Annotated in this window: 14 protein-coding genes; 9 read left to right on the top strand and 5 right to left on the bottom strand. The window is 38.4% G+C overall.

Going from position 1 to position 12,366, the window contains the following annotated elements:
• Positions 1–164 precede the first annotated feature (164 nt).
• Positions 165–716: a 5' nucleotidase, NT5C type gene (locus AC1RJ8_RS20550; RefSeq protein ID WP_492955410.1), complete on the bottom strand. Its 552-nt coding sequence runs from the start codon at positions 714–716 to the stop codon at positions 165–167.
• A 96-nt stretch (positions 717–812) separates the two neighbouring features.
• On the opposite strand from AC1RJ8_RS20550, the gene AC1RJ8_RS20545 reads away from it, so the two are divergent.
• Genes AC1RJ8_RS20545 through AC1RJ8_RS20530 form a run of 4 tightly spaced genes read left to right on the top strand, consistent with a single transcriptional unit; the run spans position 813 to position 2,652 of the window.
• Positions 813–1,562, top strand: coding sequence for a DeoR/GlpR family DNA-binding transcription regulator (locus AC1RJ8_RS20545; protein ID WP_492955409.1), 750 nt, complete (start codon positions 813–815; stop codon positions 1,560–1,562).
• Between the two features lie 23 nt (positions 1,563–1,585).
• Positions 1,586–2,017, top strand: coding sequence for a hypothetical protein (locus tag AC1RJ8_RS20540; protein WP_492955408.1), 432 nt, complete (start codon positions 1,586–1,588; stop codon positions 2,015–2,017).
• 16 nt (positions 2,018–2,033) lie between these two features.
• Positions 2,034–2,234, top strand: a complete 201-nt coding sequence (locus tag AC1RJ8_RS20535; protein ID WP_492955407.1) for a hypothetical protein — start codon at positions 2,034–2,036, stop codon at positions 2,232–2,234.
• On the top strand, positions 2,212–2,652 hold the full coding sequence (locus AC1RJ8_RS20530; protein ID WP_492955406.1) for a DMP19 family protein: 441 nt from the start codon (positions 2,212–2,214) through the stop codon (positions 2,650–2,652). Before AC1RJ8_RS20535 ends, AC1RJ8_RS20530 begins: the two co-directional genes overlap by 23 nt.
• 624 nt (positions 2,653–3,276) lie before the next feature.
• Here the strand turns inward: AC1RJ8_RS20530 and gap are convergent.
• Genes gap through pfkA form a run of 3 tightly spaced genes read right to left on the bottom strand, consistent with a single transcriptional unit; the run spans position 3,277 to position 6,113 of the window.
• Positions 3,277–4,275 (bottom strand): type I glyceraldehyde-3-phosphate dehydrogenase, encoded by a 999-nt coding sequence (gene gap, locus AC1RJ8_RS20525; RefSeq protein ID WP_029280245.1) that lies wholly within the window; start codon positions 4,273–4,275, stop codon positions 3,277–3,279.
• 7 nt (positions 4,276–4,282) lie between these two features.
• A complete protein-coding gene (locus tag AC1RJ8_RS20520; protein ID WP_492955405.1) occupies positions 4,283–5,125 on the bottom strand; it encodes a hypothetical protein in 843 nt (280 codons plus the stop codon).
• A gap of 1 nt (position 5,126) precedes the next feature.
• On the bottom strand, positions 5,127–6,113 hold the full coding sequence (gene pfkA, locus AC1RJ8_RS20515; protein ID WP_057932582.1) for a 6-phosphofructokinase: 987 nt from the start codon (positions 6,111–6,113) through the stop codon (positions 5,127–5,129).
• A gap of 111 nt (positions 6,114–6,224) precedes the next feature.
• Here pfkA and AC1RJ8_RS20510 point away from each other — a divergent pair, with 111 nt between their 5' ends.
• A complete protein-coding gene (locus tag AC1RJ8_RS20510; RefSeq protein WP_051692040.1) occupies positions 6,225–6,914 on the top strand; it encodes an NUDIX hydrolase in 690 nt (229 codons plus the stop codon).
• 200 nt (positions 6,915–7,114) lie between these two features.
• Here the strand turns inward: AC1RJ8_RS20510 and AC1RJ8_RS20505 are convergent, their stop codons facing one another.
• Positions 7,115–7,975, bottom strand: a complete 861-nt coding sequence (locus tag AC1RJ8_RS20505) for an N-acetylglucosamine kinase (RefSeq protein WP_167293179.1) — start codon at positions 7,973–7,975, stop codon at positions 7,115–7,117.
• 220 nt (positions 7,976–8,195) lie between these two features.
• Between AC1RJ8_RS20505 and AC1RJ8_RS20500 the strand changes: the two genes are divergently transcribed.
• The 4 genes from AC1RJ8_RS20500 to AC1RJ8_RS20485 all read left to right on the top strand — a co-directional run bounded on the left by AC1RJ8_RS20500 (position 8,196) and on the right by AC1RJ8_RS20485 (position 12,269).
• A complete protein-coding gene (locus tag AC1RJ8_RS20500; RefSeq protein ID WP_492955404.1) occupies positions 8,196–9,218 on the top strand; it encodes a threonine aldolase family protein in 1,023 nt (340 codons plus the stop codon).
• A 48-nt stretch (positions 9,219–9,266) separates the two neighbouring features.
• A complete protein-coding gene (locus AC1RJ8_RS20495) occupies positions 9,267–9,965 on the top strand; it encodes a hypothetical protein (protein WP_492955403.1) in 699 nt (232 codons plus the stop codon).
• Between the two features lie 84 nt (positions 9,966–10,049).
• A complete protein-coding gene (accC, locus tag AC1RJ8_RS20490) occupies positions 10,050–11,555 on the top strand; it encodes an acetyl-CoA carboxylase biotin carboxylase subunit (RefSeq protein WP_492955402.1) in 1,506 nt (501 codons plus the stop codon).
• A 129-nt stretch (positions 11,556–11,684) separates the two neighbouring features.
• Positions 11,685–12,269 carry a riboflavin synthase gene (locus AC1RJ8_RS20485; protein ID WP_492955401.1) on the top strand — a complete coding sequence of 195 codons (585 nt, stop codon included), beginning with the start codon at positions 11,685–11,687 and terminating at the stop codon, positions 12,267–12,269.
• Positions 12,270–12,366 lie beyond the last annotated feature (97 nt).

The following is a 12,366-nucleotide window of genomic DNA, read 5'->3' as shown; positions in this document are numbered from 1 at the left end:
AAATCTTCATCAAATCTTAATCTTTCTGCCGTAATATTGTGGGCATAAGGGGTGAGAGCCTTATATCAACTTCTAGTTGAGAGCGTTAATTTAGATAGAGGATGTAGCCAGTGGCTACATCCTTTTTTATTCCTGGCATATGATATGAGGGGGCTAAATGTTAACTAGACGATTGCAAGATTTGTCTCTTCAAGTTCCTTCAATAATGATGATACCTCATTCCAGTGATTTATCCTTTGGTGATGATCTTTTTCTACATTGTGAAATGCTGTAAACATTAAGGCTTTTCCCTTACAGAAATCAAGGTTTTTACAATGGTCGTCAATTAAATAATCGGTATCTATTATGCGCTTATCGCCACAAAAGATGATATTCTTCCAGCTGATAAAAGGAAAGTGCTCTGCAAGCCACTCGCGTTTTTCGAAGAGCGATAAAGGGAATTCCATAGCGGCTGAAACGATATAGATCTCGTAGTCTTCCATTAGTTTTTTTACGGCTTCAACAGCACCTTCCATAACAGGCAGGTTTCTGAAAAAGCCTGTTCTATTGCATATCTTCATGACCATTGCCCTGTCCGGAAAAAGTTCTTCTTCCGATTTACCTTTTATGTCATTGCGGGTAAGTGAAATGCCTGTTTCTGCCTGGTAGGTCTGAAGTATATGGTCTTCTATGTCGGCGAGAACGCCATCCATATCAATGCCTATTGATTTTCTCATTATTTGCTATATTTTGCAACAAAAATATTTAATATTGCAGTATATTGCAAATTATAATCTTGAGAAATTTATATATTTGCAACATATTGCATTGTTATGGTAAAAGAAGAGCGTCTGCAGATCATTATTAATACCCTGGAAAAGGACAGTAAAGTACGGCTGAACGAATTGAGTGCGTTGTTAAATGTGTCAGAAGATACTGTACGCCGTGATATTAAGGAGCTCGATATGCAAGGGCTGCTCAGAGCGGTTAGGGGTGGCGCAATTTCCCATTCGCCCATTCCACAGCATTACCGGGATAGGGAAAAGTACAATCAGCAGCACAAGCAGGTTATTGCAAACAAAGCCTTAGGGTTTTTGAAAGATGGTCAGGTGGTATTTTTCGATGGCGGTACCTCGGTAGTGGCGCTGGCTGCGGCATTGCCTAAAGATTTAAAAATCACCATTATTACCAACAGCTTTCCAGTTGCCAATATTTTGGAAGATCACCCCAATGCCGAAGTAATATTTGCCGGCGGAAGATTGCATAAAACGGCATTTACCACTATGGGACAAGAAACCATCGATACTTTTAGAAAGGTCAGGGCTGATGTCTGTATGCTTGGCATTTGTAGTTTGCACTATAGCATGGGCATTACCTCCATAATATATGAAGATGCCCAGCTGAACAATATCATGATTAACCAGGCGCAGAAAATCATTGCGCTATCCGCGCTTGAGAAAATAAATACCGTGGAGCCTTACTATGTTTGCCCGGTTACCGATGTAGATGTAATTATCACTGAAACAGGTCCTGATAATGCGATCCTGGAGCCTTATAGGCATTTGGGGATTGAGGTGCTTTAGCGGATTTTTTTTATCTTCATAAGATGAAACGCATTCGTCTTATTCTTTTGGTTTTAATTGTTGCATGCTTTTATGAGGGGCATGGGCAGATCAAAACCAGTACATCTAAAAAAGTTGTTCCCCAGTCCCAATATGAAAATACTTTACCAACCTATACAAAAGGCGGGATAGGTGTGTTTTATAGGTATTTAAGTAATGAGGTAATGCCCTTAATGGATAAGGAGGTTTTTAAGAACAGTGGGTATCCTCCAACTAAATTAAAGATGCTCCTGTATATTAACGAAAAGGGAGATATAACAGATGTTGGTTTTCCTGATGAAAGCCTCACCAAAGACTGTGAAGCTAAAATGAGGGCAAAGCTTTTGGTGCTGAAGGGCTGGAAAGCGCCTGTGGTAAATGGCAAGCCTATTAAAAGTACTTTTCTTTGTAGCATCAATTGCATTTTGTGGCAGTAATAATTGAAATAAACAATTGAAAATACAGGTCATAAGTGATTTACATCAAGAATTTGGTGTTTCTGAATTATCTTTCGGAAATGCTGATCTGGTCATTCTGGTGGCCGACATCAATTTAGGAACAAAAGGCATAGAATGGATTAAAGAAACTTACCTTCAGTCCGTTCAGTTTAATTACATTTTTTATCTAAAACATGAAATGTACTTCAATAATTAAAGCATTGTTATTCATTGCAGCATTCTCCAGTTGTAATAATCAAAGCAAGGTCGATTCTCATGAAAATGTTAAGCAACAAAAGAAAGGAATTGAGCAGGAGAAAATAATACTGGTAGCTAATATTGATGAATTGGAAATGGAAGTAAATAATGGAGGTTTAAACCAGTATTTCATCAACTCATCTGGGCAGAATTGTTACGAAACACTCAGGCTCTTAAAGAAAACAGGTAAAACAAATACGGCAGCTATCTTGGAAGAGGCAATCTCTTTAATAAACCCAAGAAACATAAAAGAAACTGAATTTGTCGAAAAGCTGAGGCAAAATAAAGTTGAAGAACTTTATGATGAGGAAATAAGTCAGAAGATGGACATGTTAGATAAAAAGTTTTATAAATATCAAGATGGAAGCCTGAAGTAAGCAATTTGAAGATAAATCAGGTACAAATGCCCTTAAATAAGAAAAGAGACAATCTATCCAGACTTGTCTCTTTTTTCTAACCAAATATAAACCTGTTATGAGCCAGGCTTTGTCTTTAATCTTCTATCTAAACCGGGGTTTTTCAAGAAAATGATTTATCTTTTTTTGTGGTGATAAACATCGTTCCGTTTATTACTCTACAAATATAGTAAAAAATTTGATAGTGTAAAAAATACACTAAGAAAATTTTAAGTATTTTTTTTGTCATTTTTTATTTACCGACCCTTTTGTAGGAGATTTTGATGTTTAAAACGACTGTGTTGCAAATATAGCAGAAAAATATGTTAAGTAATTGTTAAATATTGTCAATTTATGGTACGATTTAGGCAAACGTTTGTTTAATTCCTGATTAAAAGTGGTTATTTTGAAATTTATTGGCGATTTTTTAGTTTTTGTAAGTGATTAAGTGAATTTTTGATGTAAAAATTGAATAAAATAAATTTTCGATATAGTATTGAAATGGAATTTTATAGGTGAAAATTGTGTTTAAAATAAAAAGGCAACATTAAATGAATAATGTTGCCTTTTATATATATTTTAAAAGTGCTTAAAGCACTTTTTTTGTTACAAACTTGCGTAATATTCTACAAATTTAGCTAGTGCAGAAGAATATCCCCACTCGTTATCATACCAAGATACCACTTTAACGAAATTATCGTTCAGTGAGATACCTGCTTTTGCATCAAAAATAGACGCGTGGTCATCACCAATAAAGTCAGAAGAAACAACTTCGTCTTCAGTATAGGCCAACACACCTTTTAATTCACCTTCTGAAGCTGCTTTCATAGCTGCTTTGATTTGTTCATAAGTAGCTGGTTTTTCTAAACGTGCAGTTAAATCCACAACAGAAACGTCAGCAACAGGAACACGGAAAGACATACCGGTTAATTTACCTTTTAATTCAGGTAAAACCATACCTACTGCTTTAGCAGCACCGGTAGAAGAAGGGATAATGTTAGAGAAACCGCCACGGCCACCTCTCCAATCTTTAGCAGAAGGACCATCAACTGTTTTTTGAGTTGCAGTTACCGCATGGATTGTGCTCATTAAACCTTCAACAATACCGAAGTTATCGTTTAACACTTTAGCAATTGGTGCTAAACAGTTTGTAGTACAAGATGCATTAGAAACAATAGTTTGATCTGCAGTTAATTTATGGTGGTTTACGCCCATTACGTAAGTAGGGATATCGCCATCTTTAGCAGGAGCAGAGAAAACTACTTTTTTAGCTCCGGCAGCGATGTGTTTCTCCGCATCAGCACGGGTTAAGAATAAACCTGTAGATTCGATTACTACTTCAACTCCTACAGCATCCCATTTTAAATCAGCTGGATTTCTTTCTGCGGTTACGCGGATTGTTTTACCATTAACCACTAAATTACCATCAACAACTTCAATAGTGCCATCAAATTTGCCATGTGTAGTATCATATTTTAACATGTAGGCCATATAATCTGGCTCGATCAAATCGTTGATCGCTACAATATCTAATCCTCTTTTTAATGCGGCTCTGAAAACCAGTCGGCCAATACGGCCAAAGCCGTTTATTCCAATTTTGCTCATTGTTCTGTTAATTAATGTAATGTTTTAATAAATTTTGTATTGGTTCTTTGATAATGCTTTTAATTTTTATGTCGTACCTGTCTGCTACCAACCTTAACCGGTCTTCGAGCTCGGCAGCTACCTTACCTACAATATGTATTTCCCGGTCGTTGTATTTTTCTGCCATCGGTAAAACATAAGTTTCCATATATTTTTCAAACCCTCCGTCAATAAGCTTGCGGATATATTCGTGTTTACTGTTTTGGGTAAAGAAATCGAAAAATGAAGTTAAAAATATATTCGCCTGTGGCTTATTGTAAATACGTTCTAATATTTGGGGGCGGTCTAGATTGTAGGTTAATGTGAATTTGGTTTCAATGTCTTTAGGCATTTTAAGGCTCAAGAATTCCCTAAGGAGTATTTTCCCAAAGTAATTTGAAGAACCTTCGTCGCCCAAGATATAGCCTAATCCAAAGTTATTGTTTATTGGCTTTTTTCCATCAAAGTAAGCGCAATGTGCTCCACTGCCTAGCATCCCAACAATACCGGGCTGATCATAACAGGCGGCTTTGGCGGCACCGAATAAATCATTCTCTACAACAATTTTGCTGTATTTAAAAAATGATGCAAGGGTTTTGGCCAATTCCTCTTTTCTGTCTGCTGATGATGCTCCGGCTGCAAAGAAATAAATTTTCTTGATGTTTTCTGCATTGTTAACCAAAGCAACTTTTTTGTTTAAGATCTGTAAGATCGTTTTTGGATCAACAAAGCAGGGGTTTAAGCCGGTAGTGTTGCAATGTGCCACTACCTGTCCATTTTGTGTTATTTTCCAAAATGCTGTTTTCGATCCGCTATAAACAACTGCTATCATATTATATTGAAAGTACCTCTGTCATTTCCATTAAATCGGGCTCGAGTTTAAAAGAATGAGCGGTTAAAGCCTCTCTTATGCTGGTTAATTTTATTTCGTTTCCTTTTAAGCCTACCATTTGCTCCGTTTCGCCTGCAATTAACGCATTTACCGCGGCAAAACCTAAACGACTGCCCAAAATTCTGTCGAAACTGCTTGGGCTACCGCCACGTTGAAGGTGGCCAAGTATGGTTACTTTGGTGTCGTAATGATCAAAAGTTTCTTTTACCTTTTTGGCAATATCATAAGCGCCACCTTGTTTATGGCCTTCGGCCACAATAACAATACTCGATGATTTTTTTGTAGCTGCGCCTAAGGCCAGTTTATTAATCAATTCGTTAACGCTGGTTTCCTTTTCAGGTAACAAAACCGCTTCGGCACCACTTGCAATCGAACTTCTTAGTGCAATACATCCCGAATCGCGGCCCATTACTTCTATAAAGAATAAACGGTCGTGGGCATCGGCAGTATCCCTGATTTTATCGATCGCTTCGATTACTGTATTAATAGCAGTATCGTAACCCAGGGTAAAATCAGATCCAACTAAGTCATTATCAATCGTACCCGGTATACCGATTACCTTAACGCCGAAAGTTTCTGAAAAGCGTTTCGCTCCGGTGAATGTTCCGTCACCTCCGATTACCACTAGTCCATCAATATCGTTTTTCTTTAAGTTATTGTAGGCAATCTGTTGACCTTCGTCTGTTTTAAACTCTAAACAGCGTGCAGTTTTTAATATGGTACCGCCCAAGTGTAAAATATTACTTACAGAACGGGCGTCCATTGGTTTTATGTTGTCGGTAATTAAACCCTGGTAACCTTGCATTACACCAAACATGTTAATGCCATGGTAAATTCCGGTACGTACAACAGCTCTGATTGCAGCATTCATTCCTGGGGCATCGCCTCCAGAAGTTAATACAGCTATATTTTTTATATTTGGCTCCATCTTTATAACACGAATATAGTGTGTATTTTTTACACTAAGTAATTTATTTTATTTTTTTTACTTAATATTGAAAGTCATACCTTTATCTGCTTAAAATAACTAAATTTTACTTTGGAACAAATTTTACCTCATTTAGATTCTGTATTCTCGATAGATTGCGTTTTGTTTGGATTTGATGGTAAGGAATTAAAAATCCTGCTAATTGAAAGGAATGAAGAACCGTTTAAAGATTGGTGGGCATTGCCCGGTAACATTGTTGGCCCTGATGAAAGTTTAGATCAATCAGCCTCCCGCATTTTGTACGAACTTACTGGTTTGCGCGGTATTTATATGGAGCAGTATTATGCTTTTGGCGATCCGCACAGGCACCCGCAAGGAAGGGTAATTACTTTGGCTTATTATGCTTTGATCCGTTTGGGTGGAGATAAAGAGCTACGCCCGATCAGTACTTATGCCAAACGCGCCAATTGGCTGCCGATTACCGACCTGCCTAAACTGGCGTTCGATCACCAGAAAATTTACGATAAAGGATTAGAAAAAATAAAACGCCGGATTAAACACCAACCCATTGCTTTCGAACTCTTGCCAGAGAAGTTTACCTTAACACAATTGCAGCATGTTTATGAGCTGGTTTTGGGTAAAAAACTCGATAAAAGGAACTTTAGAAAGAAGATTGTGAGTTTTGGTGTGCTAAAAGAGCTTGATGAAAAACAAAAAGGTGTTTCTTACCGGGCGGCTACTTTGTACCGTTTTGATAAGCGTAAGTACGCGAAGCTTTTTGGTAAGGAGATCTCTTTTTAGATGTGAGACATTAGATCTGAGACGTGAGATAGCGGAGCTTAAAGACCAAAGCAACTGAATCAATTATAAATAAAAAAAAAATCCCCGGTTTGAATTTCAAATCGGGGATTTTTATTGTAACTCGTATTTGACTCCGGACTAAAGACTCCAGACTTAGGACTCTGAATTTGGGATCAGAACTGGAAACTCCAAACTGAAAACTAAGCCTTAGGCGCTAGCTCCAGGTGGTAATGAACCAGATCATCTATAGGTGAGCGGATAATCTTGCCCACGCCCATTTCGTAACGGTCGGCTACAATACTTAAAATATCACGGAAACTATAACCTACTGAACCCACACAGTTCAATTTGTGGTCTTTGTAGTTAGGGTAGTGGATGACCAAAGCTTCGAAAAATGCAGTAAAAGCATAATCAATGGTAGCAAAGGCATAATCCTCATAGTTATCTTTAAAATCGTATAAGAATTTACTAAAGCTTGCGCAGAAACGGTTTGGCAATGGCTTATTGTAAATGTTGTCGAAAATATCTTCGTTGGTTAAAGCATAGTTATCGTAAAAAGCTTCACGTAGCCCTTTCGGCATGTAACCTTTCATGTAATCGCTTAAAATGCGTTTACCGATGTACGATCCGCTACCTTCATCCCCCAGGAAATAACCCAATGAATCGATGTTCATGGTAATTTCAGATCCATCATAAAGGCATGAATTTGTACCTGTACCTAAAATAGCAGCAAATCCTGGCTCGTTTCCAAGGAGTGCTCTAGATGAAGCAAGTAAATCATGGCCTACAAAAATGGTTGCATTGGTAAAGATCAGTTGCATGGCATCGGCCACAATCTTAACATTTGCAGGTGTAGAACAGCCGGCACCGTAGTAATAAACTGCTGTTAATTTCTCTCTTTCCAAGTGGTCTGGAAGAGTCTCATTCAAAGACTTTACAATGTACTCTCCTTTTGAAAAATATGGATTGTAACCTTCGGTGTTAAAGTAAATTTTTCTGCCGGCCTCGTTAATCAAACACCAATTTGTTTTGGTAGATCCGCCGTCTGCAATTACTATCATTTTATTTATTTTTGGTTTTAGCACGATAAAAGTATAAAAAGTCTTATATTTTGTATCCTTTTTTTTAATAATTTTTTAACAATTTGTTGTTGTCGAAAATTAAGTGTGTAAAAAATACACTATATAGGGTGTTTAATCGCCTAAAAACCTTAAAATTATACCAGAAAAGGCATTGGTCTTTTTTTTTAACATCAACAATATTTTACAACCAGATAGCGAAATGAATAACAGATTTTTAGATTTCAGGAGTGACACGGTAACCAAACCTACTGCCGGAATGTTGGATGCCATGATGAATGCAAAAGTGGGCGACGACGTTTTTGGTGAAGACGAAACGGTGCACGCGTTAGAGACAAAACTGGCTTCTACCTTTAACATGGAAGCCGGATTATTTTGTCCATCTGGAACAATGACCAACCAGATTGCAATCAAATGTTTTACCCAGCCCATGGACGAGGTGATCTGCGATCAGACCGCACATGTTTACCGCTACGAAATTGGAGGCATTGCCTATCACTCTGGCGCATCGGTAAGGTTGTTGTATGGCGAGCGCGGAATTTTGACACCAGAGTTGATTGAGCCTGAAATCAACGAAGATAATATCCACTATCCCAACTCCAGTTTGGTTGTTTTAGAAAATACAGTAAATAAAGGTGGCGGAAGCTGTTATACCTTATCACAGATTGCCCCGATCCATCACCTCTGTAATATAAAAGGATTGAAACTGCATTTAGACGGTGCGCGTATTTTTAATGCACTTGTGGCTACAGGCGACGAGGCGGGAGCGTACGGGAAATATTTTGATGGCATTTCGGTCTGCCTATCTAAAGGACTTGGTGCACCAGTTGGCTCTGTGCTATTGGGCAGCAAACAAATGATCCATAAAGCCAGGAAAATTAGAAAAGCTTTTGGCGGAGGTATGCGCCAGGCAGGTTTTTTGGCTGCTGCTGGCATTTATGCCTTAGACCATCATGTAACACGCTTAAAAGACGATCATGCCCATGCGCAGGCTTTGGCAAATGCACTGGCCAGGGCAAAATATGTAAAATCGGTCATGCCTGTTGAGACCAATATTGTTATTTTTGAAGTAGAAAAGGGAGCGGCAGAGAAAATTGTACACCAATTGAAAGAAAAAGGACTGCATTGCAATACCACCAGTGCAAGTACGATCCGTTTGGTTACACACCTGGATCTTAGTACTGAAATGATCGATCAGGCTATCGAAATAATTTTGCACCTTTAATCAGAAACTTATATTTTGTCGCTATAACCAAATGTAAACATCAATATTATGAGTGAAAACAATCAATCACCTTTGGATGGATTTCTAGGAATTTTAAAACAACAGCATGAAAAGTCAATTGAAAATATTAATATGGCTTTGTATGATGATATTGTTAACACTACTGAGCTTATTGAAGGAACAAAGGACGAAGATGTTCGAAAAGAAGCGGTCGCCAGCTTGCGTAATCGATTTAAAAACGAAAATCTGAATCAAGTAACTGACATTTTTATTTACTGTCAACGATTTTTATCAGAAAATGAGAACCCGCTTCCAATGCCTTCACAATTATGCGTATCAATTGGTAAATTATTCACCCACGAAAACTTGCACTATGCTGCTAGTAAGATTTATAGTGCTGATGAAACTGAAAGTGGAGCTGCCTTATCATTTTTAGGTTACCTGGCTTTGATTGAACAGCATACATTCTATGTGCTCAATTTTATCAAAGAGAATTTTGCAGGATTTTCTCAAAATAACAAAACAACATGTGTATTTCAACTCAAAGAAATACTGCCTGATCATAAAATTGCAAAACAAATAGTAGCGGATAGTGGCATTACAAAATATGAACTCAGTTTTAGTACAAGTACAGATTCCTCATCAGTACCTATCACCTTTCAGATCGGAAATATTGATAATAGCGCTAATACGAGAGTAGAAGAATTAAAAGCTAAACGGCTCTGGTGGCAATTTTGGTCAAAATAGTAAATAAAATGGATGTTTTAAAAAGTCCATACATTATTTAAATGGTGCAATTAGAAAAAAGAAACAACGAAAAATGCCAAACTAATGAGTCAGCAAACCAACAAGCCAATCTCCAAACTCCTCGTCGCTAACCGTGGCGAAATTGCTTTGCGTATCATGCGCTCGGCGAAAGAAATGGGTATAAAAACAGTTGCCGTTTTTTCTGAAGCTGACCGTAATGCACTGCATGTACGTTATGCTGATGAGGCGGTTTGCATCGGGCTGGCTCCATCTAACCAAAGTTATCTGGTGGGTGAGAAGATTATCGAAGCCTGTAAATTAACGGGTGCAGAAGCCATTCACCCTGGTTATGGATTTTTATCAGAAAATGCTGGTTTTGCACAAATGGTTGCAGATGCAGGGCTGATTTTGGTTGGTCCTTCACCGGCAGCGATGGAAACGATGGGTAATAAACTCTCGGCAAAGGCAGCCGCTTTAAAATATAACATCCCTATGGTACCGGGAACGGAAGAAGCGATACAGGATGTAAACGAAGCAAAACAACGTGCTATTGAAGTTGGTTTTCCGATTTTGATCAAAGCAGCTGCAGGCGGCGGAGGTAAAGGAATGCGTATTGTAGAGCAGGCTGAAGATTTTGAAGAACAGATGCAGCTTGCCGTAAGTGAAGCTACTTCGGCATTTGGTGATGGGGCTGTTTTTATCGAACGTTATGTTACCTCACCAAGGCACATCGAAATACAGGTTTTGGGCGATGCCCATGGCAATATTGTTCATCTTTTTGAACGGGAATGCTCTGTACAGCGCCGTCACCAGAAAGTGGTGGAAGAAGCGCCTTCATCGGTTTTAACCGAGGAAATCAGGCAACAGATGGGTAAATGTGCGGTAGATGTGGCCCGTTCGGTTAATTATACCGGCGCAGGTACCGTTGAGTTTATTTTGGATGAGAACCTCGATTTCTTTTTCCTGGAAATGAATACCCGCTTACAGGTAGAACATCCGGTAACCGAACTCATCACAGGTATAGATCTGGTAAAAGAGCAGCTAAAAATTGCCTCAGGCGAAAAACTGAGCTTTAGTCAGGAGGATTTGAAAATCAATGGACATGCCATAGAACTTCGCGTTTATGCCGAAGATCCGGCCAATAATTTTCTGCCTGATATTGGTACATTGGAGACTTACAGCACACCCAAAGGCAATGGCGTAAGGGTTGATGATGGCTTTGAGCAGGGCATGGAGATTCCGATTTATTATGATCCGATGATTGCCAAACTGATCACTTATGGTAAAGATAGGGAAGAAGCGATTGAGCGAATGGTGAGGGCTATTGAAGAATATGATATTACCGGGATAGAAACTACTTTGGGTTTTGGTAAATTTGTGATGCAGCATGAAGCTTTTAAATCAGGTAATTTCGACACGCATTTTGTAGGTAAATACTTTAAGCCAGAAAGCTTAAAGGTACATGATGAAACAGAAGCCCTGATTGCTGCGGTAATTGCAGCAAAGCTGTTTGAAAAGAAAGAGGTGAAGTTGGGTGATAGCTTGGTTAAAAATGGCTCTGATTGGAGAAAAAATAGATTGAAATATTAGAATAAATGAATCGTCATTGTGTGGGATCGTCATTTCGACCGTAGTGGAGAAATCTATTAAAATAATATAGATTTCTCCATTTCGCTGCACTCCAGTCGAAATGACGACCTTATTGTAAATAAATATAAAATGTTCACAGGAATTATAGAAACACTTGGCGAAGTTACTGCCATTAAAAACGACCATACCAATATCCACTTTACCATCTCTTCTGCAATTAGCCATGAGCTGAAAATCGATCAGAGTGTAGCCCATAATGGAGTGTGCCTGACAGTGGTGGCCTTAAATGATGGAACACATACCGTTACCGCTATAGATGAAACGCTAAGTAAAACCAATCTCGATGGTTTAAAAATAGGCAGTAAAGTTAATCTTGAGCGTTGCATGCAGATGAATGCCCGTTTAGATGGTCATATTGTGCAGGGCCACGTAGACCAGACTGCCGTTTGTATAAAACGCGAAGAATTGGACGGAAGCTGGGAATACCGCTTTAAATACGATGCTTCGGCCGGAAATGTAACCGTAGAAAAAGGTTCTGCCTGTGTAAACGGTATCAGCCTCACTGTCGTAAATTCCGAGCCAGATGAGTTTTCGGTATTTATCATCCCTTATACCTTCGACAATACCAATTTACAGGAAGTTGAAGTTGGCGATACCGTAAATTTAGAGTTCGATATTATCGGCAAATATGTTGCCCGGTTAATGAACCGATAAGCTATATTCTTTTAATATTAGTTTGTGTTTGTAAGTGGTTGATAAATAGTATTTTGTTAATTATTGTCGTTGTGCTAACGCTTAATTTTTCATAACA

The sequence above is a fragment of the Pedobacter sp. GW822-FHT03F06 genome (assembly GCF_058801365.1).
The sequence above is the reverse complement of the archived record's forward strand: the minus strand, read 5'-3'. Positions and strand labels throughout refer to the sequence as shown.

Bases quoted from the DNA above. Each gene is read 5' to 3' on its own strand.
- gap (WP_029280245.1), bottom strand. From the start codon at position 4,275: ATGAGCAAAATTGGAATAAACGGCTTTGGCCGTATTGGCCGACTGGTT.
- AC1RJ8_RS20540 (WP_492955408.1), top strand. From the start codon at position 1,586: ATGAAACGCATTCGTCTTATTCTTTTGGTTTTAATTGTTGCATGCTTT.
- AC1RJ8_RS20530 (WP_492955406.1), top strand. From the start codon at position 2,212: ATGAAATGTACTTCAATAATTAAAGCATTGTTATTCATTGCAGCATTC.
- AC1RJ8_RS20495 (WP_492955403.1), top strand. From the start codon at position 9,267: ATGAGTGAAAACAATCAATCACCTTTGGATGGATTTCTAGGAATTTTA.
- accC (WP_492955402.1), top strand. From the start codon at position 10,050: ATGAGTCAGCAAACCAACAAGCCAATCTCCAAACTCCTCGTCGCTAAC.
- AC1RJ8_RS20545 (WP_492955409.1), top strand. From the start codon at position 813: ATGGTAAAAGAAGAGCGTCTGCAGATCATTATTAATACCCTGGAAAAG.
- pfkA (WP_057932582.1), bottom strand. From the start codon at position 6,113: ATGGAGCCAAATATAAAAAATATAGCTGTATTAACTTCTGGAGGCGAT.
- AC1RJ8_RS20485 (WP_492955401.1), top strand. From the start codon at position 11,685: ATGTTCACAGGAATTATAGAAACACTTGGCGAAGTTACTGCCATTAAA.
- AC1RJ8_RS20520 (WP_492955405.1), bottom strand. From the start codon at position 5,125: ATGATAGCAGTTGTTTATAGCGGATCGAAAACAGCATTTTGGAAAATA.
- AC1RJ8_RS20505 (WP_167293179.1), bottom strand. From the start codon at position 7,975: ATGATAGTAATTGCAGACGGCGGATCTACCAAAACAAATTGGTGTTTG.
- AC1RJ8_RS20500 (WP_492955404.1), top strand. From the start codon at position 8,196: ATGAATAACAGATTTTTAGATTTCAGGAGTGACACGGTAACCAAACCT.
- AC1RJ8_RS20550 (WP_492955410.1), bottom strand. From the start codon at position 716: ATGAGAAAATCAATAGGCATTGATATGGATGGCGTTCTCGCCGACATA.